22 protein-coding genes and 3 pseudogenes are annotated in these 25,832 nt (G+C 72.8%); 8 read left to right on the plus strand and 17 right to left on the minus strand.

Annotated features, from left to right (window positions below):
• Window positions 1–26: 26 nt before the first annotated feature.
• Window positions 27–878 (minus strand): annotated as a pseudogene (locus AB0P07_RS22765) (HAMP domain-containing sensor histidine kinase); the annotation flags it as partial.
• On the opposite strand from AB0P07_RS22765, the pseudogene AB0P07_RS22770 reads away from it, so the two are divergent.
• Window positions 877–1,425: pseudogene (locus tag AB0P07_RS22770) on the plus strand (endonuclease/exonuclease/phosphatase family protein); the annotation flags it as partial. The pseudogenes AB0P07_RS22765 and AB0P07_RS22770 sit on opposite strands and share 2 nt — an antisense overlap.
• Window positions 1,426–1,513: 88 nt before the next feature.
• On the opposite strand, the gene AB0P07_RS22775 reads toward AB0P07_RS22770, so the two are convergent.
• Both AB0P07_RS22775 and AB0P07_RS22780 read right to left on the minus strand, forming a co-directional pair.
• A complete protein-coding gene (locus tag AB0P07_RS22775) occupies window positions 1,514–3,055 on the minus strand; it encodes a potassium/proton antiporter (protein ID WP_365553203.1) in 1,542 nt (513 codons plus the stop codon).
• Window positions 3,056–3,127: 72 nt separating this feature from the next.
• Entirely contained in the window at window positions 3,128–3,418 is a 291-nt protein-coding gene (locus AB0P07_RS22780) for a DUF3040 domain-containing protein (protein WP_365553204.1), read from the minus strand.
• A 380-nt stretch (window positions 3,419–3,798) separates the two neighbouring features.
• Between AB0P07_RS22780 and AB0P07_RS22785 the strand changes: the two genes are divergently transcribed.
• The 3 genes from AB0P07_RS22785 to AB0P07_RS22795 all read left to right on the plus strand — a co-directional run bounded on the left by AB0P07_RS22785 (window position 3,799) and on the right by AB0P07_RS22795 (window position 7,553).
• Window positions 3,799–4,038, plus strand: coding sequence for a zinc-ribbon domain-containing protein (locus AB0P07_RS22785; RefSeq protein ID WP_365553206.1), 240 nt, complete (start codon window positions 3,799–3,801; stop codon window positions 4,036–4,038).
• Window positions 4,039–4,146: 108 nt separating this feature from the next.
• Window positions 4,147–5,253 carry a helix-turn-helix domain-containing protein gene (locus AB0P07_RS22790; RefSeq protein ID WP_365553208.1) on the plus strand — a complete coding sequence of 369 codons (1,107 nt, stop codon included), beginning with the start codon at window positions 4,147–4,149 and terminating at the stop codon, window positions 5,251–5,253.
• Between the two features lie 407 nt (window positions 5,254–5,660).
• Window positions 5,661–7,553 (plus strand): NAD-binding protein, encoded by a 1,893-nt coding sequence (locus AB0P07_RS22795; RefSeq protein WP_365553373.1) that lies wholly within the window; start codon window positions 5,661–5,663, stop codon window positions 7,551–7,553.
• Between the two features lie 191 nt (window positions 7,554–7,744).
• On the opposite strand, the gene AB0P07_RS22800 is transcribed toward AB0P07_RS22795, so the two are convergent.
• Window positions 7,745–9,637, minus strand: a complete 1,893-nt coding sequence (locus AB0P07_RS22800; protein WP_365553210.1) for a prolyl oligopeptidase family serine peptidase — start codon at window positions 9,635–9,637, stop codon at window positions 7,745–7,747.
• 144 nt (window positions 9,638–9,781) lie between these two features.
• Here AB0P07_RS22800 and AB0P07_RS22805 point away from each other — a divergent pair, with 144 nt between their 5' ends.
• Complete coding sequence (locus tag AB0P07_RS22805; protein ID WP_365553211.1) at window positions 9,782–10,639, plus strand: SURF1 family protein; 858 nt, start codon at window positions 9,782–9,784, stop codon at window positions 10,637–10,639.
• 10 nt (window positions 10,640–10,649) lie between these two features.
• Here AB0P07_RS22805 and AB0P07_RS22810 read toward each other — a convergent pair whose 3' ends face one another.
• From AB0P07_RS22810 to AB0P07_RS22865, 12 genes and pseudogenes are all read right to left on the minus strand, one after another.
• Complete coding sequence (locus AB0P07_RS22810; protein WP_365553213.1) at window positions 10,650–11,903, minus strand: hypothetical protein; 1,254 nt, start codon at window positions 11,901–11,903, stop codon at window positions 10,650–10,652.
• A complete protein-coding gene (locus AB0P07_RS22815) occupies window positions 11,900–12,472 on the minus strand; it encodes a SigE family RNA polymerase sigma factor (RefSeq protein WP_030183825.1) in 573 nt (190 codons plus the stop codon). Before AB0P07_RS22815 ends, AB0P07_RS22810 begins: the two co-directional genes overlap by 4 nt.
• 520 nt (window positions 12,473–12,992) lie before the next feature.
• Window positions 12,993–14,081 carry an aspartate-semialdehyde dehydrogenase gene (locus tag AB0P07_RS22820; RefSeq protein ID WP_365553215.1) on the minus strand — a complete coding sequence of 363 codons (1,089 nt, stop codon included), beginning with the start codon at window positions 14,079–14,081 and terminating at the stop codon, window positions 12,993–12,995.
• Window positions 14,081–15,358 (minus strand): aspartate kinase, encoded by a 1,278-nt coding sequence (locus AB0P07_RS22825; protein ID WP_061443392.1) that lies wholly within the window; start codon window positions 15,356–15,358, stop codon window positions 14,081–14,083. Before AB0P07_RS22825 ends, AB0P07_RS22820 begins: the two co-directional genes overlap by 1 nt.
• Before the next feature lie 197 nt (window positions 15,359–15,555).
• Entirely contained in the window at window positions 15,556–16,134 is a 579-nt protein-coding gene (locus AB0P07_RS22830; RefSeq protein ID WP_365553218.1) for a Uma2 family endonuclease, read from the minus strand.
• A gap of 50 nt (window positions 16,135–16,184) precedes the next feature.
• A complete protein-coding gene (locus AB0P07_RS22835; protein WP_365553220.1) occupies window positions 16,185–17,162 on the minus strand; it encodes a hypothetical protein in 978 nt (325 codons plus the stop codon).
• Between the two features lie 283 nt (window positions 17,163–17,445).
• Complete coding sequence (locus AB0P07_RS22840; RefSeq protein WP_365553222.1) at window positions 17,446–17,631, minus strand: DUF397 domain-containing protein; 186 nt, start codon at window positions 17,629–17,631, stop codon at window positions 17,446–17,448.
• Window positions 17,628–17,987, minus strand: coding sequence for a Scr1 family TA system antitoxin-like transcriptional regulator (locus tag AB0P07_RS22845; RefSeq protein WP_365553224.1), 360 nt, complete (start codon window positions 17,985–17,987; stop codon window positions 17,628–17,630). Before AB0P07_RS22845 ends, AB0P07_RS22840 begins: the two co-directional genes overlap by 4 nt.
• Window positions 17,988–18,099: 112 nt before the next feature.
• Window positions 18,100–18,264, minus strand: a pseudogene (locus tag AB0P07_RS22850) (helix-turn-helix transcriptional regulator); the annotation flags it as partial.
• Between the two features lie 52 nt (window positions 18,265–18,316).
• On the minus strand, window positions 18,317–18,976 hold the full coding sequence (locus AB0P07_RS22855; RefSeq protein ID WP_365553226.1) for a DUF5063 domain-containing protein: 660 nt from the start codon (window positions 18,974–18,976) through the stop codon (window positions 18,317–18,319).
• A complete protein-coding gene (gene recR / locus AB0P07_RS22860; protein ID WP_031042987.1) occupies window positions 18,969–19,568 on the minus strand; it encodes a recombination mediator RecR in 600 nt (199 codons plus the stop codon). Before recR ends, AB0P07_RS22855 begins: the two co-directional genes overlap by 8 nt.
• An 85-nt stretch (window positions 19,569–19,653) precedes the next feature.
• Window positions 19,654–19,998 (minus strand): YbaB/EbfC family nucleoid-associated protein, encoded by a 345-nt coding sequence (locus AB0P07_RS22865; protein ID WP_365553228.1) that lies wholly within the window; start codon window positions 19,996–19,998, stop codon window positions 19,654–19,656.
• Window positions 19,999–20,271: 273 nt separating this feature from the next.
• On the opposite strand from AB0P07_RS22865, the gene AB0P07_RS22870 reads away from it, so the two are divergent.
• The gene (locus AB0P07_RS22870) at window positions 20,272–21,036 is read left to right on the plus strand and encodes an SLATT domain-containing protein (protein ID WP_365553230.1); all 765 of its coding nucleotides are present in this window, start codon (window positions 20,272–20,274) and stop codon (window positions 21,034–21,036) included.
• Window positions 21,037–21,063: 27 nt separating this feature from the next.
• Here AB0P07_RS22870 and AB0P07_RS22875 read toward each other — a convergent pair whose 3' ends face one another.
• Window positions 21,064–23,373 carry a serine/threonine-protein kinase gene (locus AB0P07_RS22875; protein ID WP_365553232.1) on the minus strand — a complete coding sequence of 770 codons (2,310 nt, stop codon included), beginning with the start codon at window positions 23,371–23,373 and terminating at the stop codon, window positions 21,064–21,066.
• Between the two features lie 193 nt (window positions 23,374–23,566).
• Between AB0P07_RS22875 and AB0P07_RS22880 the strand changes: the two genes are divergently transcribed.
• The gene (locus tag AB0P07_RS22880) at window positions 23,567–24,922 is read left to right on the plus strand and encodes an aspartate aminotransferase family protein (protein WP_365553234.1); all 1,356 of its coding nucleotides are present in this window, start codon (window positions 23,567–23,569) and stop codon (window positions 24,920–24,922) included.
• Between the two features lie 145 nt (window positions 24,923–25,067).
• Window positions 25,068–25,784, plus strand: a complete 717-nt coding sequence (locus AB0P07_RS22885; RefSeq protein ID WP_365553236.1) for a GntR family transcriptional regulator — start codon at window positions 25,068–25,070, stop codon at window positions 25,782–25,784.
• Window positions 25,785–25,832 lie beyond the last annotated feature (48 nt).

Consider the following 25,832-nt stretch of genomic DNA (forward strand, 5'->3'; position numbering starts at 1 on the left):
CCGGTCACCTCTGGTGAGCCGGGGCGTCACCCGCCGGTGCCCGGGAAGGCCGTCGGCAGTTGCACGGTGACGCGGAGGCCGCCGTCGGGGCGGGGGGAGACAGTGAGGATGCCGTCGTGGGCCTCGGTGATGGTGGCGACGATGGCCAGGCCCAGGCCGGTGCCCGCGTGGTCGGTGTGGACGCGTTCGGTGCCGCGCTGGAAGGGTTCGGTGAGGGTCGCGGCCTGCTGGGGGCTGATCCGTTCGCCGGTGTTCTCGACGGTGAGCAGCGCGGTGCGCGGGCCGTTGGAGGTGCTGACCCGGACCCTGCCGTGTTCCGGGAGGTTGTGGACGATCGCGTTGTGGACGAGGTTCGTGGTCAGTTGCAGCAGGAGCGTGGGCGATCCGGGCGTGGGGGTCACGTCGCCGCCGGTCTCCAGAGTGATGCCGTGCTTCTCGGCGAGGGGCAGGAGGGTTTCGGTGGCCTCTTCCGCCAGCAGGGACAGGTCGACGGGTTCCCGGGTGAAGGAGCGCTGTCCGGCCCGGCTGAGCAGGAGCAGGGCCTCGGTGAGGTCGATCACCCGGGTGTTCACGGTGTGGAGGCGATCGATGATCTCGCCGGTGTCCTGGTCCGGGTCGGTGCGGGCCACGTCGAGAAGGGCCTTCGAGACGGCGAGCGGGGTGCGCAGCTCGTGCGAGGCATTGGCCGCGAAGCGCTGCTGTTCGGCGACGCGGGCTTCGAGGCGGGCGAGCATCGTGTCGAAGGCGTCGGCGAGTTCCCGGAACTCGTCCCTGCGCCCCGGCAACCGGATCCGGTGGGACAGCGAACCGGCCTCGGCCGTGCGGGTGGCCCGGGTGATGCGGTCCAGGGGTGCGAGCATGCGTCCGGCGAGGATCCAGGCGTACCCGTACCACGCGGTGCTGGGCACGGTCGGGGTGTGGAGCAGGCTGCCGTTGTCGGACACGCGGCCGGTCGACATCGCGACCGACGTCGGGCCGCTGGCGGCGACCAAACCCGCCGACGTGCGGACGGCCGGCAACCGGGCGCTGCGCACCACGGTGGCCACGGACCGGGGCCCACTCGCGGTGTACGCGGTCCACCTGGGCTCCGTACGGCTGAACCCCCGGACCGGTTTCTGGACCGACTCGCGCGACCGGAACGTCCGAGCGCTCGGCGATGTGCTCGCCGCCGACCGGAATGAGCGGGTGGTGCTGCTCGGCGACCTGAACGACAGCCTGGAGGACCGCGCCTTCGACGGCGTCACCTCACAGGTGCACTCGGTCCAGGAAGCGGCCGGCGACGGCTTCGGGTTCAGCTGGCCGGCGCGATTCCCGGTGGCGCGGATCGACCACATCCTGGTGCGGGGCGTGGAGCCGGCCAGTTCGTGGGTGCTGCCCGCCACCGGCAGCGACCACCTGCCGGTGGCGGCCCGTATCAGCTGGTGAGCGTCGCCGGGCGGGCCACGCGGCAGGCCGCCCCCGGGCCGAGCGGGGTCTCAGGGCTTCGCGACCTCGAAGGTGCGGCCGGGTGCCGTTACGCATGGTGATGCTTTCCGGGGTGGACGGGGGGCAACGGCTCCGACTCCGCAGTGCCGGACTCGCCCAGCCAGCGGGCCAGCTTGCCGCGGCGGCCGACGGCGCGCAGGCGGCGTTCGGCGGCCTCGCGGACCTGGGGCGTGGTGATGAGCAGCAGTTCGTCACCGGCGCGCAGCACCGTCTCGCGGTCGGGTACGAGTGTGGTGCCTTCGCGGACGACCAGGGACACCACCGTCGGGTGGGGCAGCCGCAGTTCGCAGACGGTGACGCCGTGCAGCCGCGAGCCCGGCGGGACGGACACGGTGAGCAGGTCGGCGTCCAGCAGGTCGAGCGGCGCGCTCTCGACCTGGATCTCGCGGACCGCGTCCGCGCGGGTCACCCTCGTCCACCGGGCGACGGCGGGCAGCGTGGGCCCCTGGATCAGGGTGAACAGGACGACGAGCACGAACACGATGTTCAGGGCGTCGCGCGCACCGGCCACCCCGGCCACCACCGGGAAGGTGGTGAGCACGATGGGAACCGCGCCGCGCAGACCGGCCCAGGAGATGAAGACCTGCTCGCGCCAGGGCACGCGGAAGGGCAGCAGACAGAGCAGGACCGAGACGGGGCGGGCGATCAGGAGCAGCACCAGGCCGACGACCAGGGCCGGGAGGATCGCCGCCGGCAGTTCACTGGGGTCGACGAGCAGGCCGAGCATGACGAACAGGCCGATCTGGGCCAGCCAGCCGACGCCCTCGGAGAAGGAGCGGGTGGCCGCGCGGTGGGGCAGCTCGGCGTTGCCGAGGACGAGGCCGGAGAGGTAGGCGGCGATGATGCCGCTGGCGCCCAGGGCTCCGGCGGCGGCGAAGGCGATGACGCCGAAGCCGACCGTGGCCAGCGGGTACAGGCCGGTCGCGGGCAGGGCGATGTGCCGCAGCGCCGCGACGCCCAGACGGCCGATCACCACGCCCAGGACGCCGCCGACCACGAGCTGGAAGAGCAGGTTGCCCACGACGGGCAGCGGTCCCGGCAGGTCGGCGGTGGTGGAGAAGAGCAGCACCAGGATGATGGTCGGCGCGTCGTTGAAGCCGGACTCGGCCTCCACCAGCACGCTCACCTTGCGCGGCAGCGGCAGGACACGCAGTACGGAGAAGACGGCGGCGGCGTCGGTGGAGGAGACGATCGCGCCGATCAGCAGGGCCAGGCGCCAGTCGATCCCCAGCAGCCAGTGCGCGCCCGCCGCCGTCACCACGACGGAGATCGCCACGCCCGCCGTGGCGAGTACGCCGGCGGGGGCGAGCAGGCGCCGTACGTCGCTCCACCGCGTGGTCAGGCCGCCCTCGACCAGGATGAGCGCGAGGGCGGCGGCGCCCAGTGCCTGCGCCAGCTGGGCGTCGTCGAACCGCAGGCCGAGGCCGTCCTCGCCGGCGACGAGGCCGACGCACAGGAACAGCAGCAGGCTGGGCAGGCCGATCCGGTGGGCGGCGCGGGCGGCGGCGATGCTGGCCAGCAGCACCGTGCCGCCGATCAGCAGCATCACGTACAGCTCGGTGAGGGTCATCGGGCAGGCTCCGGGGCGTACCCGCACGCGCCCCGGGGCGCCGTCGCTTCCCCCGTGCGGCCCCCGCCGGGGTCAGGACCCGGACGGCGGGCACCGGGTCGGGCGTTCGCGTCGGTGCGGGTCGAAGAGCTCACCGGCGACGCCGGCGAAGACCAGCCCGGCGGCGACGAGGAGCCCGTGGGCCAGGAAGACGCCGGTGGCCAGCGCGCCGAGCGCGACGGCGAGCAGCAGCCAGGCCCGGCGGTAGCGGTACTCGCGCGGGCGGCAGGGGCGGCCGTCGGCGAAGGCGCGGGCGAAGCGGGGATCCTCGCGGTGCAGCCGGGTCTCGATCTCGGTGAGCCTGCGGTCGTCGGGTACGGGCATGAGGTCCTCCTCCCGCCGCGGGACCCCGGGTGGGCGACGCGGTCAGTGGGGCGGGCCATGCGCTCTCCTTGCGGTGCGGGTCGTCCCGAGCACACCCGGACGGAGCCGCCGGGTGGGACCGGGTAAGGGGAGTGGCCTCCACCGTCGTCCGTCCGGAGGCCTTCGGGCCATCCGGGGCGGCACCCAAATACCGGGGCGTGCGACCTGTAGGACGCGAGTCACCCCGGCGCCTCACCCGCGCGCCCCGCCCCGACGCCCCACCCCGTCGACCCGCCGTGCGGGACGTGTGTGGCCTCCGGGTCCTGTTCCGGCGCAACCTGGGAGAAGATCTGCGTGTCCTGCGCGCTCGCGGGGGGTGCCGACCGGGAAGGACCCAGCTCGTGATCATTTTCGGCACCAAGGGATACCTCTACCGGCTCGCGATACTGACGCTGGTGTGCGGCCGGTGCGGCAATCCCTCCGCGCACGCACTCCGCAAGCGCGTCACGAAGGTCACGCTGTTCTTCGTGCCGCTGTTCCCCGTCTCCACGAAGTACGCGACGCAGTGCACGTTCTGCGGCGCCGAGCAGCAGGTGCCTCGGGAAGAGGCGGAGCGGTTCCAGGCACAGGAGGCTGGGTGAGGCTAGCGGCTGCCCCCTGCCTTCGGCGTTGCCGGTTTCCGGCAGTGTTGACTACCCTCACGTTGCCGGACACCGCGCACGGGGCGTGAACGGCAGGGGAGGCGCGGGGTGAGGGACCTGCAGACGGACCAGCGGGCGGACGAGCGGGCGGGCCGACAGGAGACGTACCTGACCGGGTACGCCGAGATCCTGGCGGGGGTCGCCGCCACGGGGCGCAGGCTGACCCGCGACGAATTGGAGGAGCGGCGGCTCTTCGGTGAGCAGGCCGCGGAGGCGGGACACAGTCTGCGCAGCCTCGTGCGGCTGCATCTGGACGCCACGCGCACGTCCTGGCCCGGCGGCGGTTCGTCGGGGGCGGGCTCCGACGCCACCGGCAACGTGCTCGCCGCCGTCGCGCAGGCCGTGGACGCCTTCGCCGAGGGGTACGAACGCGCTCAGCGGCTCGCCGTGCGCCAGGAGGAGGCCGCGCGGCGGGAGTTCATCGACGACCTGCTCTACGGGCGCAGCGATCTGGGCCGCCTCTCCGAGCGCGCCGAGCGGTTCGGGCTCGTCCTCTCCCGCGCCCACGCCGTCGCGGTGGCCGAGGGCCCCGAGGCGTACGACGACACCGCTCCGGTCACCCGGATCGTGGAGACCGCGCTCATCGCCCGCTTCGGCGACCGGCGCGTCCTGATCACCACCAAGAACGGGCAGTTGATCTGCATCGCCCCGGGCGACCAGGACGACGTCCTGTCCTTCTTCGCCAAGCAGGCCTACGCCGCCACGGACGGCAACCGGGTCGCCATCGGGCGCCCCCAGAGCGGCGCGGGCGGCGTGGTGCACAGCTACGAGGAGGCGCTCAGCACCCTCGAACTCGCCGAGCGGCTGGGGCTGGACGAGCCGGTGGTGCGCGCCGCCGACATGCTGGTCTACCCGGTCCTCGCCCGGGACCGGCAGGCGATGGCCGACCTGGTGCTGAGCACCCTCGGTCCGCTGCGCGATGCCCGCGGCGGAGCGGAGCCGCTGCTGCGGACCCTGGAGGTGTACTTCGACGCCGGCTGCACCGCGGCCGAGGCCGCCCGACGGCTCGCGCTCAGCGTGCGGGCGCTCACCTACCGGCTGGACCGCATCCACCAGCTGACCGGGGCGGACCCCTCCGACCCGGTGCACCGCTACACACTGCAGACCGCGGTCATCGGCGCCCGGCTGCTGAAGTGGCCCGCGCAGGAGATCTAGCCCCGGCCCCCACGGCGGGGGACGGCCTGGTGCTCCGCCGGACGCGCCTGCCGGTACTCCGCCGCACACCCGCCTGCCGTCATTCCGCCGAAGTCCAGCGACAGGGCGGGCGGCACGACCCCCGTGGCACTCCCCCGTGCCCCCCTGCCCACTCGGTCCGGAAACCGGACCGTGCGTGCCGTCCCCCGTCCCGCCCGTCGCTGAGCTTCGGTGAGACGCATCGTCACACGTGCCGCGACAGCACGTCACTGCCGAGTCCCGGCAATCTTCGCGGGTCTTCCATGCCGCCCTCGATCGCCGGCGGCATCCCTGGAACCGCACCCGGCACCGGTACTGTCCTTCTTCAAATGGGGACTCATACGGGGAGCGTTCCGAACCAGGTGCCGCAGGGCGACGGGTACGCGCACATGGTGGTGTGCGGCGACGACGGGCTGGCGCACCGGCTGGCCGCCGAACTGCGCGGCGTCTACCGCGAACAGGTCACACTCGTCGTCCCGCCCTCCGGGCGCCGGGTGCGTCAGCCGGTGGTCGGGCGGGCCCGCGCGGCCTCGGCGGCGCTGCTCGACATGGTCAACGCGGCCGTCAACCGGACCGGCAACGGTGACGCGGCCGACGCCGACCGCGAACTGGAGGCCACCGAGCCGACCGAGGACGTGCTCGCGGACGCCGGCGTCGAACGGGCCACCGCGCTGGCCCTCGTGTACGACGACGACGAGACCAACATCCGCGCCGCCCTGACCGCTCGCCGGCTCAACCCCCGACTGCGCCTGGTCCTGCGCCTGTACAACCGGCGGCTGGGGCAGCACATCGAGGAACTCCTCGACCAGAGCGCCGCGCTGGCCGCCGGCGACGGTCCCGGCTCCGGTTCCGGGTCCACGACCGTGCTGTCCGACGCCGACACCGCCGCGCCCGCGCTGGCGGCCACCGCGCTCGTCGGCACCAGCAAGATCGTCGAGACGGACGGCATCCTGTTGCGCGCCGTCGAACGGCAACCGCCGCGCCCCGGCGAGGTGGCCGACCCGGGACTGTGCACCCTCGCGCTGCTCTCCGCGACGAGCAACGACCCCGCCGGGGCGGACGGTTCGGAGGAGAGCGGCGAGCACGGGCCGCAGCTGCTGCCCGACGCGGCGGCGGTGGAGGCGGCCACCGGACGCGGGACCGTGGCCCTGGAGCAGGTGTCGTACTCCGGGCCGCCGCTGGCGGCCGGGCGCGCCGGTGTGCCCGCCTTCGGCGAACTGTTCTCGCGCCGGCTGCGGTGGTCCCTGGCCGGTCTGGCGGCGTGCGTGGTGGCCCTCGCCGTGGCGCTGATGGTGGTCACCGGCGACCATCCGGTGCACGCCACGTACGTGACGCTGCTCGACCTGTTCGCCATCAACGATCCCGCGCACAACGACGACAGCGGGCGCCAGATCCTCCAGCTGCTGTCCGGCTTCGTCGGGCTGCTGCTGCTTCCCGTCCTGCTGGCGGCTGTGCTGGAGGCCCTCGGCACCTTCCGCACCGCGTCGTCCCTGCGCAAGCCGCCGCGCGGGCTCGGCGGGCACGTCGTCCTGCTGGGTCTCGGCAAGATCGGCACACGCGTGCTGACCCGGCTGCGGGAGATGGACATCCCCGTGGTGTGCGTCGAGGCCGACCCCGAGGCGCGCGGCATGGCGACCGCACGAAGGCTGCGGGTGCCGGTGGTGCTCGGGGACGTCACCCAGGAGGGCGTCCTGGAGGCCGCCAAGATCCACCGGGCGCACTCGCTGCTCGCGCTGACCAGTGTGGACACGACCAACCTGGAGGCGGTGCTGTACGCGCGTTCCGTGCGGTCGCGGCTGCGGGTGGTGCTGCGGCTGTACGACGACGACTTCGCGACCGCCGTATACCGCACCCTGCGCGCCGCGCACCCCCGCGCGCTCACCCGGAGCCGGAGCGTGACACATCTGGCGGCGCCGGCCTTCGCCGGGGCGATGATGGGCCGGCAGATCCTGGGGGCCATCCCCGTCGAGCGACGGGTGCTGCTGTTCGCGGCGGTGCGAGTGGCCGGGCATCCGCAGCTGGAGGGGAAGACGGTCGGGGAGGCGTTCCGGGCGGGGGCGTGGCGGGTGCTGGCGCTGGAAGTCTCCGACGGCGTCCTTGACGGTGAGCGGGTGGGGGGCGCCGGCTCACCGCCGGAGGGGGCGCGGGAGTCTCGGTTGGTGTGGGAGCTGCCCGACTCGTACGTCCTGCGGGGCTCGGACCGGGTGGTGTTGGCGGCGACGCGGAGGGGGTTGGCGGAGTTGCTGGGCCGACGGGGGGTGCGGCGGGGGGCGGATGTGTAGGGGCGCTGCCCCTACGGCCCCGCCAGGGGGCTCCGCCCCCTGGGCCCCGGCCTACGCCCACCCACCACCCGCCCCGGTCGGCCAGGCAGCCACCCCGAAGACCGCCCCGGGCGGCCGAGAAAGCCACCCCGACGAACGCCTGGGGCGGCCGAGAAGCCACCCGACGAACGCCCCCGGTCGGCCGAGGGGTTTCACCGCTTCGGCAAGTGCCTTCTCGCGAAGTCCAGTTCCAGGGCGACCTGCTTGATGCGTTCGTCGACGACCAGGGAGCCGTGGCCCGCGTCGTAGCGGTAGACCTCGTGGACGGCGCCCCTGGCCTCCAGGCGCTCGACGTAGTTCTCGACCTGGCGGATGGGGCAGCGCGGGTCGTTGACCCCGGCGGAGATGTACACCGGGGCCTTGACGTCGTCGACGTAGGTCAGCGGTGAGGAGGCCTCGAAGCGCTCGGGGACCTCCTCGGGGGTGCCGCCCAGCAGGGTGCGGTCGAGGGCTTTGAGGCCCTCCATCTCGTCGTGGTACGCCGTGACGTAGTCGGCGACCGGCACGGCCGCGATGCCCAGCGTCCACGCCTCGGGCTGGGTGCCGATGCCGAGGAGGGTGAGATAGCCGCCCCAGGAGCCGCCGGTGAGGATCAGACGCTCGGGGTCCGCGAGGCCCGAGGTCACCGCCCACTCCCGCACCGCCGCGATGTCCTCCAGCTCGATGAGGCCCACCCGGTGCTTGAGGGCGTCGGTCCAGGCCCGGCCGTACCCGGTGGAGCCCCGGTAGTTGACCCGGACCACCGCGTACCCGTGGTCGACCCAGGCGGCCGGGCCCGCGGCGAAGGAGTCGCTGTCGTGCCAGGTCGGACCGCCGTGGATGTCGAAGACCGTCGGCAGCGGACCGGCCGCCCCGGCCGGCTTCTGGACCAGGGCGTGGATGCGGCCTCCGGGCCCCTCCACCCACACGTCCTCCACCGGGACCGAGCGGGGCGACTTCAGGCCGGGCGGGTCCAGGACGACGCGGCCGGTGGTGGAGCGGACGGCCGACGGCTCGGCGGCCGAGGACCACAGGTACTCCACGCTGCCGTCGGGGCGGGCCGTGGCCCCCGAGACGGTGCCGGCGGGGGTGTCGATCTCCGTCAGGACACGCTCGGCGAAGTCGTAGCGGAACAGCTCGCTGCGGGCCTCGAAACCGTGCACGATCAACAGCCCGGAGCCGTCCGGATACCACTCCGCGCTCACGTCGCCCGGCAGCTCCAGCGCGAGGTCGGTCTGCTCCCCCGTCGCCACGTCCCACACCAGGGGCTCCCAGCGGCCCCGGCGCTGGTGGCCGACGAGCAGCCGGGTGTCGCCGTCGACCGGCGCGAAGCCCAGGACCTCGAGGCCCAGCTCCTTCTCGCCGCCCTCGGTGTCGTCCAGCTCGGCGACCGTGCTGCCGTCGGGGCGCAGGACGCGCAGCGCCGAGTGCATGGCGTCGCCGTGCTCGGTGTGCTCGATCGCGATGAGGGAGCCGTCGTGGGAGAGGTCGCCGACGCCCGCGGACTCACGGTGCCGGTAGATCTCCGCCGGGGGCCCGCCCGCGTGGGCGAGGTGGATCGTCGTACCGTCCTCGTCCGTCGAGCGGCCGACCACCGCCGTGCGCCCGTCCCGGCCGAGGGCGAGGCCCGCCGGGTAGGAGGGGTCGAGGCCGGGCACGGCGAGCTCGTCCTCGCCGCCCGCGAAGGGCTGGCGGCGCCAGACGCCGAACTCGTCGCCGTCCTTGTCGTCGAACCACCAGATCCACTCGCCGTCGGGCGCGAGCGCCCCGTCCGTCGTGCCGTTGGGCCGGTCCGTGACCTGGCGCTGCTCGCCGCTCGCGCGGTCCCAGGCGTACAGCTCGTACGTCCCCGTCGCGTTCGACACGAACAGGGAGCGGTCCGGGGCGTCCTCGGCCCAGTCGGGCAGCGACACCCTCGGCGCCCGGAACCGCTTCTCCCAGTCGGGCGCCTGCTCGCCCCGCGTGCGCCGCTCGTCCACGTCCCGCCCGTCCACGGTCCGCTCGTCCCTGTCCGCGTCCACGGCCGTATCCATGTCCGGCGGAACGGACCCGTTGCTCTCAGTCATGGCCCCATACTGCCCCGACCGGGCCACAACGCGCAGAAGAGATCCCCAGCCTGTGGACAACCTCCCCCGGCCCGTTCCCCCTCCCCCACGTTTTCCACAGCCCCGCGGCAGAGGTCTCCGGGCGCGCACCGTACCGTGGAAGGCGTGTACCGGTTTCTGCTGACGCCCCGATGGTGGGGGATCAACGTCTTCGTCGTCCTGGCCATCCCGTTCTGCATCTTCATGGGTTCCTGGCAGCTCGGCCGCTTCGAGGACCGGGTGCAGGACCACGAGACCGCCACCACGCAGCACGAGTCGGCCCGCAGCAAAGCGGCGCGCCCGCTGGCGGAGCTGCTGCCCGTGGACAAGGCGACGGTCGGCAAGCAGACCACCGTCACCGGCCGGTACGACGATCAGCTGCTGGTCCCGGAGCGGAAGCTGGACGACCGGGAGGGTTTCTACGTCCTCACCCTCCTGCGCACCGACGCCGGCAGGGCGCTGCCCGTCGTGCGCGGCTGGCTGCCCGGCGAGCCCGACCCGGCGAAGGCCCCGGCCCCTCCCACCGGCGAGGTCACCGTCACCGGGGCGCTCCAGGCCGCCGAGTCCCCCGGCAGCAACGGTGTCAGCGGACGCTCCGGGTGGCCCGAGGGGCAGACCGGCGCGATCAACGCGGCGACGCTGCTCAACCTGGTGCCGTACGACGTGTACGACGCGTGGGTCACGCTGAACGAGGGCGACTCCGGGATGCCGGCCGTGCCGGTGAGTACGCCGCAGGGCACGGGGCTCGATCTGAAGGCCTTCCAGAACCTCGGCTACACCGCCGAGTGGTTCGCCTTCGTCGGCTTCGTCATCTTCATGTGGTTCCGGCTGGCGCGCCGCGAACTCGAACTCGCCCGGGACGCGGAGCTGGGCCTCGTCACGGAGGACGAGGAGCCCGGTAGGACCGGGGACGCCGGTGAGTCCGCCGAGCCCGAGCCCTCCGGGGACGAGGTGGGTGAGCCCAAGGCGGGGCTCACCTCCTGAGCCTCTGGGGTTACGCCGCCGGGTCCGCCAGCAGCCCCGTCCAGTACACGGTCCCCACGCACGCGTTGGCCACCGTGGCCAACGCCGAGCCGGAGCCGCCCTCGGGGGTGTACGTCACCGACACGCTTCCCTCGGCCGGGCCGTCCGCGGTGACCAGCTGGGTCGTGGGCCCCGCCTCTCCGCCACCGCCACCACCACCGCCGCCGCCGCCGCCTGCGGAGCTGCCCGCCGACGTGGTCGTGCCCCCGGTGGGCGAGGGATCGGGCGAGGGCCCGCCCGTGCCGCCGCCGGTGGGACCGCCGGCGGTGGGGCAGGTCTCCGAGGGCACCCAGGCGAACCGCACCTCGTACGCGGCGCCCGGCGCCAGGGTCAGCGTGGGCGCCTCCAGCGACGGGTCGGGCAGACCGGCCGCGGCGTCCCCGGCGGCGTGCCGCGCGGTGCCGATCCGGTCGGCGTCCGCGGCGCCCGCCGAGGCGGTGACGACACTGCCGGGACCGGTGACCGTACAGCCGTCCGAGGAGACGTTGGTGACCCGGAAGGAGCCGTAGACCACGCCCGTGGAGTCGGGGTCCGCGCTGCTGGCGACGGCCGGGTCGAGCGAGCCCGGCGCGCAGGCGGGGACGGCGGCGGGGCTGGAGGCGCTGGGGACGTCCGTGGGGGACGTGCCCGCCGCCGCGCCGCTCTCCTTGCCGTCCGGCGTCTCCTCGGGACCGGCCTTGTCCTTGCCCTCGGCGGTGTCCCCGGAACCGGCGATGCCGCTCTGGCCGCCGGCCGGATCCTTGCCCTGGGAGGCGCCGCCCTGGGCCTGTGAGGCGTTGCCCGCGACGGACGGGTCGGCACCCGCGCCGGCGGAGTTGGAGACATGCACGAGGGCGGGGACCGCCGTGCCGAGGAAGAGGACGGCGGCGGCCGCGCCGACGAAGGCCTGGCGCTTGCGGGCCCGCCGGGCGGGCACGGCGCGCCGCAGGTGCTCCAGGGTGCCGTCGCTCGGCTCGATCTCGCCGACCGCCCGCTGCATCATCGCGCGCAGGGCGGCCTCGTCGACGGCCGGCCCGTCGACGGTCGGCCTGTCGGGTCCCTCGGCGTCGGGGCCCTGCTCGGCGGGGCCGTGGTTCACAGTTCCGTTCCCAGGGTGCGTGTGCTTGTGCCTGTGCTGCTCCCGCCCGTCCGACCCGGCGGGCGCGTCGCGGGTGTCGCGGGCGTCCGGTCGCACGTCGTGACCCTCGTGGCCGTCGTCCCGTCGCGCGTCGTTGCCGTCGCTCATGCCGGCGCCTCCATGGCCACCCTGAGCGCCGCGATCCCGCGCGAACCGTACGCCTTGACCGAGCCCAGGGATATGCCGAGCGTCTCGGCGACCTGGGCCTCCGTCATGTCGGCGAAGTACCGCAGGACCAGCACCTCGCGCTGCCGGCGCTGCAGTCCCTTCATCGCCTTGATCAGGGAGTCCCGCTCCAGCTGGTCGTAGGCGCCCTCCTCCGCGCTCGCCATGTCCGGCATGGGCTTGGAGAGCAGCTTGAGGCCGAGGATGCGGCGGCGCAGCGCCGAGCGCGAGAGGTTGACGACGGTCTGGCGCAGGTACGCCAGGGTCTTCTCCGGGTCCCGGACGCGCTTGCGCGCCGAGTGGACGCGGATGAAGGCCTCCTGGACCACGTCCTCGCAGGAGGCCGTGTCGTCGAGGAGGAGGGCGGCGAGGCCGAGCAGCGAGCGGTAGTGCGCCCGGTAGGTCTCGGTGAGGTGGTCGACGGTGGTACCCGCCGCCACGTCCTCGGCTCCGTCGCGCTGGTTCGATATGCGGGCCGGCCGCGCTGCGGGCATGGGCGCGATCACCGGCATGCCACCGGCCGGACCGGCCACACGGGGACGGACGGACCGGGCGGGCGGGACGGGCGGGCGCAGCGCCGCGCTCCGTGCCCCTGCGGTGAATTCGAGAACCTCTGCCACGCCAGTTGGACACGTCCACCCCCGTGAGGGTTGTACGTGCCGGTCGTCACGTTCCCGTGTCTGCCGCCGGACCGCCGCCCGGGGAGTCTCCCGGGCAGTCGCCCGCCTGACGGTACGTCATAGGCCGTCATCGTCCGCTCTTCCCCTATGTCCCGTGTGAACGAACGTCCCCGCGCCCGTCCTCGGCGTCCCCACGCCGACCCACGCGTCCCCGCGCCCCGAATGGTGACCGCAAAGACGCTCCCCGCCGCTCGCGCGGTTGCGGAGGGCGGGGAGAAAATCCTCTGACGGCACGGATGCCCGGTACAAGTAGTCCGGACCAACTTCCGGATCACATCTCGTCCATGGATCCTACAAACGGGACCCACGACGGCCGGCGCTTTTCGCCCACCGGTCCACAGTTGACCGACGGTCAGGCGAACTCGGCCGCCACCAGCTCCGCGATCTGGGCGGTGTTCAGCGCGGCACCCTTGCGCAGGTTGTCCCCGCAGACGAAGAGTTCGAGCGCGGTCGGGTCGTCCAGGGCCCGGCGCACCCGGCCGACCCAGGTCGGGTCGGTGCCGACCGCGTCGGCGGGCGTGGGGAACTCCCCCGCGGCCGGGTTGTCGAACAGGACGACGCCGGGCGCGGTGGCCAGGATCTCCCGGGCCCCCTCGACACTGACCTCACCCTCGAACCGGGCGTGCACGGTCAGGGAGTGGGTGGTGACGACCGGCACCCGTACGCACGTCACCGCGACCGGGAGGTTCGGCAGCCCGAGGATCTTGCGGGACTCGTCCCGCACCTTCATCTCCTCCGACGACCAGCCGTCCTCCCGCAGCGATCCGGCCCACGGCACGACGTTCAGCGCGACCGGCTCCGGGAACGGCCCGGTGCCGTCGCCGACGGCCCGGCGTACGTCGCCGGGGTGCGTCCCCAGCTCGGTGCCGGCCACCAGCGACAGCTGCCGGCGCAGCGTGTCCACGCCGTCCCGCCCGGCGCCGCTGACCGCCTGGTACGAGGAGGCGACCAGCTCGCGCAGCCCGAACTCGGCGTGCAGCGCGCCCAGCGCCACGATCATGGAGAGCGTCGTGCAGTTCGGGTTGGCGACGATCCCGCGCGGCCTCATCCGCACCGCGTGCGGATTGACCTCGGGCACGACGAGCGGCACGTCCGGGTCCATCCGGAACGCGCCCGAGTTGTCGACCACCACCACGCCCTTGGCGGCGGCCACGGGCGCCCACTGCGCGGAGACCTCGTCGGGCACGTCGAACATGGCGACGTCGACCCCGTCGAAGGCCTCTTCGCTCAACGCGACGACCTCGACCTCCTCCCCGCGCACGGCCAGCTTGCGGCCGGCCGAGCGCGAGGAGGCGATCAGGCGGATGTCGCCCCAGACGTCAGCGTGCTGGGACAGGATCTGGAGCATGACCGAGCCCACGGCACCGGTCGCGCCCACGACGGCGAGCGTGGGCCGGCCCGTGCGGCTGCCACCCGGGCCGGCGCCTTCCGCAGCGGACATCAGCGCCCGGTGCCCCCGTAGACGACGGCCTCGTCACGGTCGGAGTCGAGCCCGAAGGCGGTGTGCACGGCGCGCACGGCCTCGTTCACGTCGTCCTTGCGGGTGACGACCGAGATGCGGATCTCGGAGGTCGAGATGAGCTCGATGTTCACCCCGGCGTCGGAGAGCGCGGTGAAGAAGTCGGCGGTGACGCCCGGGTTGCTCTTCATCCCCGCGCCGACCAGGGAGATCTTGCCGATCTGGTCGTCGTAGCGCAGCGAGTCGAAGCCGATGCCCGGGCGGTTCTTCTCCAGCGCGTCGATGGCCTTGCGGCCCTCGGTCTTGGGCAGCGTGAACGAGATGTCCGTCAGACCGGTGGAGGCGGCGGACACGTTCTGCACGACCATGTCGATGTTGACCTGGGCGTCGGCGATGGCGCGGAAGATCGCGGCCGCCTCGCCCGGCTTGTCGGGCACGCCGACAACCGTGACCTTGGCCTCGGAGGTGTCGTGCGCGACTCCGGAGATGAGGGCCTGCTCCACGTGCTTTTCCCCTTGCTTGATCGGCTCGCTGCTGACCCACGTGCCCTGCAGTCCACTGAAGCTGGACCGCACGTGGATCGGGATGTTGTACCGGCGGGCGTACTCCACGCAACGGTGCAGCAGCACCTTGGAGCCGGAGGCAGCGAGCTCCAGCATGTCCTCGAAGGAGATCCAGTCGATCTTCTTCGCCTTCGGCACCACGCGCGGGTCGGCGGTGAACACGCCGTCGACGTCGGTGTAGATCTCGCAGACGTCCGCGTCGAGCGCGGCGGCGAGGGCGACGGCCGTGGTGTCGGAGCCGCCGCGGCCCAGCGTGGTGATGTCCTTGCTGTCCTGGCTGACTCCCTGGAAGCCGGCCACGATGGCGACGTTGCCCTCGTCCACCGAGGTGCGGATGCGCCCTGGCGTGACGTCGATGATCCGGGCCTTGTTGTGGACCGAGTCGGTGATGACTCCTGCCTGGCTGCCGGTGAACGACTGGGCCTCGTGCCCCAGGTTTTTGATCGCCATGGCCAGCAGCGCCATGGAGATACGCTCTCCGGCGGTCAGCAGCATGTCGAGTTCACGTCCGGCAGGGATCGGGGAAACCTGCTCGGCGAGATCGATCAGCTCGTCCGTCGTGTCGCCCATCGCGGAAACGACGGCGACCACCTGGTTGCCGTTCTTCTTCGCTTCCACGATCCGCTTGGCGACGCGCTTGATGCCTTCGGCATCGGCTACGGAGGAGCCTCCGTACTTCTGCACGACAAGGCCCACGTGCGCTCCTCGCTCATCCGTCTCTTTCCGCACGTACCTATATGTACTGCGGTCGGCTCATTTTACCGAGCGTCCGGATTTCCCCCCTGCGGTATCGCATGGTGAGACCCGGGTACTCGCTCAGGCTGGCTCATGCCCAGGGGGCGGCGGGTCACTCGGAAAAGTGCCGTGCATCACACGTTCACAAGTGAGAGGCCTCAGTCCGCCAGCTCCTTGAGGGGCTCGGTGTCGAGAGTGATGTCGACGGGGGCGGGGAGGTGCACCGTCGCACCGAAGTGCAACCTCTCCTCGTGCTGGTAGCTGCCGTTCTCCGGTTGGTCGAACACGACGACGGAGCAGCTTTCCCGGTCGATGAGGAGGTAGACCGGGATCCCGGCGGCCGCATACCCATCGGGCTTGTCCACACGGTCCCGCCGTGCGGCATCCGCGTCCCGCGAGGTGACTTCCACGGCCATCAGTGCGTCGTCGGGCGCCGGCCACCCACCGTGTCCCTTGAAGGCGCCCGGGGGAACCAGTACCCCGTCCGCTCGTGCTCGCCCCTTGCGGTACGCCTCCGTCTTGAGGCCTCGCTCCGCGTGCAGCCAGAGATCGGGGCGGTGCTGCATACAGAGCCTTTGCAGCCAAGCGACGATCTCACTGTGGTTGCCGTCCGGCATGGGCTTGACCGCGACCCTTCCCCTGATGAACTCCAGCCGCACCAGCTCGGGTGCACGGCGGTCGAGTTCCTCGAACTCCTCGACGGACATATCGGGCCGGTGCTCGGTCCTGGGGGTCATGGCGTCGCCTCCTCGACACCATGGTGCCCCGATCGGTGCCTCCCGCACGCTCACAGCGCGCGTTCCGTCCTCGGCGGAAGGCCGGCCGCCGCGCGCACCTCGGCCGCGCGGCGGGGGACGTCGACAACCTCGTACACCGCGTCGGGGGCGGCCAGGAACGTGTCCGGCACGTACCCGGCGTCCAGCAGACCGGCCTCCTCGGCCGCCACGGCCGCCTCGTACTCGGCGCGGCAGTCGGGGCACATGCCGCCCCTGATCTCCGTCGTCCGCTCGTCCGCGTCGCAGCTCATGCAGGCCATGACGGCGCGGGTCACCCGAGCGCGACGCGGGGCCGCCTTCTGACGGATCTTCGCCTTCTTCGGGGGCATCCTGTTCTCCAGTCGGTTGCGGGCGAGGCCGCCCGGGTTGTTCACGGTCGCGGGAAGGCCGTCGGTCACCGCGCGGGTGATGTCCTGGGGTGTCGCGCCCCGCGTCAGCCATTCCTCGGCCAGGGCGGCGAGGGACCGGCAGTCGGCCTCGGACAGGCGCATGCGGGGTTCCGCTTCGCGGATCGCGGCGAGGGTGAGGTACGGGGCACTCGACTCCGGGTCCGTGCCGGACTCGGGCTGCGGCTCGGGTTCGGGCAGCTCGGGCTCGTCGGTGCGGGCCAGACCGGGGCGGAGGTCACCGGGCACGATCCGGCCGTCGCGCTGCCGCGCGAACTCCGCCCACCACTCCGCCGACCTGCGGGTACGCGACCAGTACGTCCGCGTGACCCACCGCATGGTGTTGTCCTCGACGGTGATGTGTTCCTTGATCCAGCGCAGGTGGCCGGCTTCGGTGATGCGACTCAGCGACGAGCGCGTCGCCTGCTGGCCGTAGCGCGGGTGTTCCGCCGCGATCACCTTGTGGCCCATCGCGTGGCCGTCGTCGAGGTGGTCGATGAAGACGGCGACTTCGGCGTCACGCGGGAGCAGATGTGCGAAGTCCGGGTCGGCGTGCGGGTCTTCATCGCCCGCGAGGCGTTTTCCGTAGCCCGGATTGGCCATCGGGTGGGACGGGGAGGGGAGGGCGGGACTAGGCTTGGTTGAAGCCGCCATCGGAGCTGTTTCCTTCGATGCGTCGGTCAGGTCCCGGATTGGTGTTGGCGCACCGCCGGGGCCGACCTTTGTGGTCGTTTGCCGCGAACCTAGGGCGGCTTTACACACCGGCGCAAGCCGATCACGGAACGTCACCCTATTGAGGTACGACGCCTCAACTCGCGTTCAGACTTGGTTGGTTGGGTATTTCAACCAGACCAGAAAACCAAGGGAAGAGCTCGGGTCCCGGGGCTCAAGCTCCGGGCTGAACTGCGGCGATGAACGCCGCCCAGGCGGGGGCCGAGACCTGGAACTCGGGGCCCGTGGGGGCGGACTTGGAGTCGCGGACGTGTATCGCGCCGCAATGCGCGACCTCGACGCAGGCGCCGCCTTCGTTGTCGCTGTAGCTCGACTTGAACCAGTTCAGCTGGTTGCTCACGTCTGATTCACCATCCGCTTGATGAAACGGGCGGACTCATCGGGGTCGAGAGCCCGCGTGCGGATCATGCTTAGCCGCTCGGTCACCCGGCTGACAACACCCGCATCAGCCGAAAGTTCGCTGGCGAACGCGCCCTCCATGAAGCTCAGCCCCACCGGCGGCCTGCGTGCGGTGAGGATCTCCTGTCGCTCCATCCGGGCGGTGACCCGCTCCTCCACCGTCTCCTCGTCGAGGGGCGCGATGCGGTTGTCGATGAGTGCCTGTGCGTAAGTCCGCGTCTGCAACAACCCAGGAACGAGCGCGACTTCGTACCACCACAGACTCGTCGCCTCGCGCTTCCGCTCGATGAAGTCCACCGCACGCGCCGAATACCGCTCTGCGCACGTACTTCCTCGCCGCGCTCAGCATGCCCTGTGCGCCGCACAGTTCGTCCGCGACGTCCAAGAGCCTTGGGGACGGCATCCGTACGCCGCGTTCCATGGACGAGACGGTCTCGGGGGCATAGTTGGCGGCGGTGGCCAGGGCCTCGCGGCTGACGTTGGCCAGGGTGCGCCAGCGTTTGATCTGGTTGCCGCTGCAGCACCAGGCCGCGGGTGGCTGGGAGTTGTTGTTCGGGTTCGGCACGGCGCCCACCTCCGACCGCTCGTGGCTACCGAGCGTAGGCGATCGGGGCGGTGTGCGTGACCTACTTCACCGGGCGCAGCCCCAGCGGGCCCGCGATCTCCCGGACCATGACCCGCCCCGCCTCCGACTCCAGGGTCTCGTCGCCCAGCTCCTGGTCGGTGTCGAGGCCGTTCAGCTCCTCCAGGGGCTGGTTCAGGCGGACGTGGGCGACGACCGACTGGAGGGCGCGCAGGGTGGCGGAGGCGGTGGAGCCCCAGTTGGAGAAGTAGGAGAACTGCCACCACCACAAGGCCTCCGTGGTGCGGCCGGCCTTGTAGTGGACCATGCCGTGGCGCAGGTCGGTGATGACGTCGGTGAGGTCGTCGGAGATCCGGGCCGGGACCGGGGCCTTGCGCGGCTCGTAGGGGTCGAAGACCTCGGAGTAGACGTCGATCGGGTCGAGGAGACGGGCCAGGTTCTCGCGGAGCTGGTCCACGTCCTGCTCCGGGCCCGGGTCGGGCTCGTAGCGCTCGTCGGGGACGATGTCCTCGTGGGCGCCCAGGCGCCCCCCGGCCAGCATCAGCTGGGAGACCTCCAGGAGGAGGAAGGGGACGGCGGAGTCCGGCTCGTCGCCCTTCGCCACCTCGGTGACGGCCACCAGGAAGCTCTCGATCTGGTCGGCGATCTGGACCGCGAAGTCGTCCGGGTTCTGGTCGGTCGCGTGCAGCGTGGCGTCAGACATCTAGGAGTCGTCTCCCCTCGAAGGCGCGGCCGAGGGTCACCTCGTCCGCGTACTCCAGGTCGCCACCCACCGGGAGGCCGCTGGCCAGGCGGGTGACCTTGAGGCCCATGGGCTTGATCATGCGGGCGAGGTACGTGGCCGTGGCCTCGCCCTCCAGATTCGGGTCCGTGGCCAGGATCAGCTCCGTGACCGTGCCGTCCGCCAGGCGGGCCAGCAGCTCACGGATGCGGAGGTCGTCGGGGCCGACCCCGTCGATCGGGCTGATCGCGCCGCCGAGCACGTGGTAGCGCCCGCGGAACTCGCGGGTGCGCTCGATGGCGACGACGTCCTTCGGCTCCTCCACCACGCAGATGACGGAAGGGTCGCGCCGGGTGTCGCGGCAGATGTTGCACTGCTCCTCCTGCGCGACGTTTCCGCAGGTCGCACAGAAGCGAACTTTGGCCTTCACTTCCATGAGGGCCTGGGCGAGCCGCCGTACGTCGGTCGGCTCGGCCTGCAGGACGTGGAAGGCGATCCGCTGCGCGCTCTTGGGACCGACGCCGGGCAGCCGCCCGAGTTCGTCGATGAGGTCCTGGACCACGCCTTCGTACAACGGACTGCCGTCCTTCCTGAGGTTCGTGCACTACGTACGGTAGATGGCTTCGGCCGGTCTGAGAAAGGCGAACCGGGGAGACGGCTCAGAACGGCAGGCCGGGGATGCCGGTGCCGCCGCCCAGCCCCTGGGCGAGCGGGCCGAGCTTCTGCTGCTGGAGGTTCTGCGCGTTCTCGTTGGCCGCCTGGACGGCCGCGACGACCAGGTCGGCGAGGGTCTCGGTGTCCTCCGGGTCCACCGCCTTCGGGTCGATCTTGAGGCCGCGCAGCTCGCCGGAGCCGGTGACCGTGGCCTTCACCAGGCCGCCGCCCGCCTGGCCGTCGACCTCGGTCTGCGCCAGTTCCTCCTGGGCCTTCGCCAGGTCCTGCTGCATCTTCTGGGCCTGCTGGAGCAGCTGCTGCATGTTGGGCTGGCCACCACCGGGGATCACGTTCAGCTCCCATCAAGTCCGGTCACGACGGTTTTGCCGTTCGGCACGAGCCTACGTGGTCCGGGCGGCCCTCGCCCCAGCACTCTTTCGAGTGATGCCGTCGTCGCCCTATACCTGATCAACGCCCTCTTCCGGGCGGAAAAGCGGCGGAACCCGGCTCTTCGCCACCCATTGGGCGGTAGGAAGGGTTTCGGCACAGTGTTCCGGCGCAGGATTCCGGCGCATGAGTCCTCGCGGACGGCAAGCGGTACGGCGAGCAGTAGGGAGTGCCGGGTGGGTCAGCCGGAGATGCAGCCCGAGGGGCCGCCGCAGCACGGGCGGGACGGCGAGAGGGCGGCGGGACCGCTGCCGGGCGACCTGACCGGGCGGGCGTTTCCCCACGGGGACTGGACGCTGCCCGCCGAGCGCCTCGACGAGCTGTACCGGTGGGTGGAGCGGGGCGCGCTGGACACGGCGGCCTGGTATCTCGCGGACCGGGTGTGGAAGCGGCGCGGCGCCGTGCTGCTGCGGTGCGGGGCCGCGGTGGGCGCGGTCGCCGGGGCGGCGCTGCCGCTGCTCGACCTGTCCGGGGTGGTGGGCGGCGGGGTCGCGGGCTGGGGGTATCTGGCGCTGCTGTGGGCGGTGGCGTGCGTGGCGGGTGACCGGTATTTCGGGGTCACGTCCGGGTGGATGCGGGACGTGGCCACGGCACAGGCGGTGCAGCGCCGGCTCCAGACTCTCCAGTTCGACTGGGCGTCGGAGAGCGTACGGGAGGTGCTGGGACCGGCCGAGGGGACGGCGAGCGAGGCCGCGGAGCGGTGCCTGCTGGTGCTGCGGCGGTTCTCGGAGGACGTGACGGAGCTGGTGCGGGCGGAGACGTCGGACTGGATGGTGAGCTTCCGGCCGGGTCCGGCGCCCCTGGGGTCGCACGCCGCCGCGGTGGCGGACGGGCCGCGCCCCGATGGCGGGGGCACGGGAGGCGCCGGGCGGTTCGCCGTCCCCCCGCAGAACGGCACCCGTCCGAACATGCCCCGCCAGCGCCCGCCGGAGCCCCGGTGACCGTCGGCGACGGGACCGCGGCCTCACTCACTGGCGGGTGTAGACCAGGGACTCGCCCGTGTCGTCGTTGGTGCGCTGCAGGCTGCCGTCGGGCAGCACGGTGACCGTGGTGGACCCGCCCGGGGCGCAGCTGGTGGCCGGGCCGGTCCTGACCTGGGACGGGCCGAGCCGCAGCGGGCCGTCCGCACTCGGCTCGGCGGCGAGGGTCGCCTCGAACACGCAGTGGTAGCTGCCGGTGTCCGTCGGGCCGTCCGCCACGAGGGTCATCACCGTGTCGCCGACCTCGCCCTGCGCGATGGTCAGGCTCCGGGGGTGGGTGCCGGAGGCGTTGTCGATGGTGGTCGTCCAGTCGCCCACGTACGCGGCCGGCACCGCGCCCTCGTCGGCGGCCGGAGCGGTCGAGCCGGTCGACGGCGACTGGCCCGCCGCCGGGTCGGACGTGCCGGGATTCTGCGGCGCGCCGGTGGACCGGGTGGGCGTCGGATCGCCGCCCGCGGTGCTGTCGCCGTCCCCGCGCATCAGGGCGTAGACCGTGCCGCCCGCGCCCAGCGCGACGACCAGGGCGACGACGACCAGCAACGCGGTGGAGCGGGCGCTGCGGGGCGGCTCGGGCGGGGGGTTGTACGGGAAGCCGTACGGGAGCGGGGGCCCCTGGGGCGGGGTCGGGCCGAGGCCGCCGCCGTACGGCTGCTGGTGCCCCGGGTGCTGGTACCCGGGATGCGCCGAGGGCCAGCCAGGGTCCTGGGCCGGGGCGTATCCCGGGTAGGACGGATGTGGGTGGGCGTGCGTGGTGGGCGGGGGTGTCGGCGGGCCCTGGCCGGCGACGAGGGTGGGGAGGTGGTTCAGCGGGGTGCCACCGGTGCCCGGCTCCCGCGGGGGCGGCGGCCCACCCGGCGCCGAGCCGTCTCCCGGGGCGACATCCGCGTCCCCGGCACCCGCGCCACCGGGCACGGCACCGGCAGACGCCGGACCGCCGGGCGCACCACCAGGCACTCCGGACGCCCGAACATCAGGCGCCCCACCAGGCACTCCGGACGCCGGACCATCAAGGGCACCACCAGGCACTCCAGACGCCGGACCATCAGACGCACCACCAGGCCCCGGGCCACCGGGCCACACGCCCCCGGGCACTGGGCCGGCGGGCCCCGCGGCACCCGGCACCGCAGCGCCGGGTACTCGGGACGCCGGGCCATCGGGCGCACCACCGGGCACTCCGGACGGCGGACCATCGGGCGCACCGCCGGTGCTCGCCCCGCCAGGCGCTCCGCCACCGGCACCCACGCCACCCGGCACCGCACCGACAGCTCCCGCACCACCCGGCACCCCGCCGCCAGAGCCCGCACCGTCGGGCCCCGCGTGGCCCCGCGCGCCGGGGCGAGTTGCGGCGGGCCCGGGCGCGTCCGTGGACTCCGGGGACTCCGGGTTCTCCGTGTCCAGGAGGCGTACCGCGTGGCGTCCGAGTTGGGCCACCAGGGCGCTGGGCAGCCACGGGTCGCGGGAGCGGCCGCCGGTGACCGTGTCCTGCGCGCCCGTGCGCTCCAGGACCTCGGCGAGACCCGGCCGCGCGGCGGGGTCCTTCCTCAGGCAGTCGCGTACGAGGTCGGCGATGCCCTCGGGCACGCCCGCCAGGTCGGGCTCCTCCTGCGCGATGCGGAACATCAGCGCGTGCACGCCGCTGTTCGCGCTGCCGAAGGGCAGGTTCCCCGTGGCCGCGTAGGCCAGGACCGAGCCGAGGCAGAAGACGTCGCACGCGGGCGTGACGCGGTCGCCGCGCACCTGCTCGGGCGCCATGAAGCCGGGCGAGCCGACGAGCGCGCCGGTACGGGTGACGCCGCCGTCGGTCACCGTCTCCAGGGCGCGGGCGATGCCGAAGTCGATGACCCGGGGGCCGTCGATGGTGACCAGGACGTTGGACGGCTTGAGGTCGCGGTGGACGATCCCGGCGGCGTGGATGTCCTGGAGCGCGTGCGCCAGACCGGCGCCCAGCGTGCGCACCGAGCGTTCCGGCAGGGCACCGTGGTCGTGCCCGACGACCTGCTGGAGGCTGGGCCCCGCGACGTACCCGGTGGCGACCCACGGCACCGCGGCCTCGGTGTCCGCGTCGAGTACGGGCGCCGTCCAGTACCCGCCGACCCGGCGCGCGGACTCGACCTCCTGCCGGAACCGCTCCCGGAACTCCTCCAGGGCGGCCAGCTCCTCGCGCACCAGCTTCACGGCGACGGTGCGCCCGCGGTCCGAGCGGGCCAGGTAGACGTGCCCCATCCCGCCCGCGCCCAGCCGCCCCAGCAGCCGGTATACCCCGATGTGCTGCGGGTCCCCGTCCCCCAAGTTCCGCATGCCGCGCCGCCTTCCCCCCGCACATGAACAACAGGGCGAGGATAGTGCGGAGGTGGTCGCGCGGGCCGCGGGCGTCGTCCACGGTTCCGTAACAGGAACGGCTCCCCCCGTCGACAACCTGTCGTGGAAAGCCTCCGACCGCAGACAGGACGCCGATTCCGTTTCCGCATCGCGGACATCTACCCTCGGCCGCATGACCCCTCAGCCCTCCCCCCAGGCCGGCGCCGCCGTGAAGGCCGCGGACCGCGCGCACGTCTTCCACTCCTGGTCAGCCCAAGAGCTGATCGACCCGCTCGCCGTCGCCGGCGCCGAGGGGTCCTACTTCTGGGACTACGAAGGCAAGCGGTACCTCGACTTCTCCAGCGGGCTCGTCTACACCAACATCGGCTACCAGCACCCCAAGGTCGTCGCCGCGATCCAGGAGCAGGCGGCGCGGATGACGACGTTCGCGCCCGCGTTCGCCGTCGAGGCGCGCTCGGAGGCGGCCCGGCTGATCGCGGAGCGCACCCCCGGCGACCTGGACAAGATCTTCTTCACCAACGGGGGTGCCGACGCCGTCGAGCACGCCCTGCGCATGGCCCGGCTGCACACGGGCCGCCCCAAGGTGCTCTCCGCCTACCGCTCGTACCACGGCGGCACCCAGCAGGCGGTCAACGTCACCGGTGACCCGCGCCGCTGGGCCTCCGACAGCGGCACGGCCGGGGTCGTGCACTTCTGGGCGCCGTTCCTGTACCGCTCGCGCTTCTACGCCGAGACCGAGGAGCAGGAGTGCGCGCGGGCGCTGGAGCACCTGGAGACGACGATCGCCTTCGAGGGTCCGGGGACGATCGCCGCGATCGTCCTGGAGACGATCCCGGGCACCGCGGGGATCATGATGCCGCCGGCCGGTTACCTGGCCGGGGTGCGCGAGATCTGCGACACGTACGGCATCGTCTTCGTGCTCGACGAGGTCATGGCCGGCTTCGGACGCACCGGCACCTGGTTCGCGGCCGGTCTGTACGACGTCGTGCCCGACCTGATGACCTTCGCCAAGGGCGTGAACTCGGGTTACGTGCCCCTCGGCGGCGTCGCGATCTCCGGCGAGATCGCCGCGACCTTCGCCGAGCGGCCCTACCCCGGCGGACTGACCTACTCCGGGCACCCGCTGGCCTGCGCCGCCGCCGTCGCCACGATCAACGTGATGGCGGAGGAGGGCGTCGTCGAGCACGCCGCGCGGCTCGGCTCCGAGGTCGTCGAACCGGCGCTGCGGGAGCTGGCCGAGCGCCACCCGAGCGTGGGCGAGGTACGCGGCACCGGCATGTTCTGGGCGCTGGAACTGGTGAAGGACCGGGAGACCCGGGAGCCGCTGGTGCCGTACAACGCGACCGGACAGGCGGCCGCGCCCATGTCGGCGTTCGCCGCCTCGGCCAAGGCCCACGGTCTGTGGCCGTTCGTGAACATGAACCGCACCCACGTGGTCCCGCCGTGCAACATCACCGAGGCGGAGCTGAAGGAGGGCCTCGCGGCGCTGGACACGGCACTGTCCGTGGCGGACGAGTACACGCGGTAGGCGGAGCGGGGCGGGAGCCCCGAGCGCGTAGGGTTGCGTGCTCGTACGCGGTACACATGTGCCAAGCGATAGACACGTGTACGAGCACGCCCCCCGGACGGCGCCCTCCGGCGACGCCCCGAACGCGACGAGGAGACGCCCGATCATGCCCGGCCCCAGCGGTACCGGTGCCGTCACGCGCAGCACCCTGCGGCAGCAGATCGCCGACGCGCTCCGCGACGAGGTGCTGGCCGGGCGGCTCCAGCCGGGGCAGGAGTTCACCGTCAAGGAGATCGCCGAGCAGTACGGGGTGTCCGCGACGCCGGTGCGCGAGGCCCTGGTCGACCTGTCGGCGCAGGGGCTCCTGGACGCCGACCACCACCGCGGCTTCCGGGTCCACGAGTACTCGGTCGACGACTTCCGGGGCATGATCGAGGCCCGCAGCATGGTGACCGACGGGATGTTCCTCGCCCTCGCCGCGGACCTGCCGGTGCCGGACGACCCGCGCATCGCCGCCGCCCTCGCCGGGGTCCGGCGGCGCGGCGAGGAGGCCCAGCGCGCCGCCGCGGCCGGCGACCTGACCGTCCTGATCGGCTACGACCTGCGCTACTGGCGCGAGTTGGCCGCCCTCTTCGGCAACCCCTACCTCTCCGACTTCCTGCACCGGCTGCGCGTGCAGAGCTGGGTGTGCACGGTGCAGCACCTGCGCCGGCTCAGCGACCTGCGCGGCACGCTGTGGTCCGGGCACACCGAACTGGTCGACGCCCTCGCCCACCGCGACGTTCCGGGCGCCCGCGCGCTCGTCGACGCGTACAACACCCACTCGCTCACCCTCATCGAGCGGCTCGCCGAGCACTCCACCGAGGACCTCACCGGCGGATGACCAACGCAGGACATGTCGTGGTCCGGCCCCAGATGGGTAGGGGAACTG

The organism is Streptomyces sp. NPDC085944 (assembly GCF_040686295.1).
Taxonomy (GTDB): domain Bacteria; phylum Actinomycetota; class Actinomycetes; order Streptomycetales; family Streptomycetaceae; genus Streptomyces; species Streptomyces salinarius.

Coding starts and splice junctions, on each gene's coding strand:
- AB0P07_RS22775 (WP_365553203.1), bottom strand. CDS start 3,055: ATGACCCTCACCGAGCTGTACGTGATGCTGCTGATCGGCGGCACGGTG.
- AB0P07_RS22780 (WP_365553204.1), bottom strand. CDS start 3,418: ATGCCCGTACCCGACGACCGCAGGCTCACCGAGATCGAGACCCGGCTG.
- AB0P07_RS22795 (WP_365553373.1), top strand. CDS start 5,661: ATGGTGGTGTGCGGCGACGACGGGCTGGCGCACCGGCTGGCCGCCGAA.
- AB0P07_RS22800 (WP_365553210.1), bottom strand. CDS start 9,637: ATGACTGAGAGCAACGGGTCCGTTCCGCCGGACATGGATACGGCCGTG.
- AB0P07_RS22810 (WP_365553213.1), bottom strand. CDS start 11,903: ATGAGCGACGGCAACGACGCGCGACGGGACGACGGCCACGAGGGTCAC.
- AB0P07_RS22815 (WP_030183825.1), bottom strand. CDS start 12,472: ATGCCGGTGATCGCGCCCATGCCCGCAGCGCGGCCGGCCCGCATATCG.
- AB0P07_RS22820 (WP_365553215.1), bottom strand. CDS start 14,081: ATGTCCGCTGCGGAAGGCGCCGGCCCGGGTGGCAGCCGCACGGGCCGG.
- AB0P07_RS22830 (WP_365553218.1), bottom strand. CDS start 16,134: ATGACCCCCAGGACCGAGCACCGGCCCGATATGTCCGTCGAGGAGTTC.
- AB0P07_RS22835 (WP_365553220.1), bottom strand. CDS start 17,162: ATGGCCAATCCGGGCTACGGAAAACGCCTCGCGGGCGATGAAGACCCG.
- AB0P07_RS22855 (WP_365553226.1), bottom strand. CDS start 18,976: ATGTCTGACGCCACGCTGCACGCGACCGACCAGAACCCGGACGACTTC.
- AB0P07_RS22875 (WP_365553232.1), bottom strand. CDS start 23,373: ATGCGGAACTTGGGGGACGGGGACCCGCAGCACATCGGGGTATACCGG.
- AB0P07_RS22880 (WP_365553234.1), top strand. CDS start 23,567: ATGACCCCTCAGCCCTCCCCCCAGGCCGGCGCCGCCGTGAAGGCCGCG.
- AB0P07_RS22885 (WP_365553236.1), top strand. CDS start 25,068: ATGCCCGGCCCCAGCGGTACCGGTGCCGTCACGCGCAGCACCCTGCGG.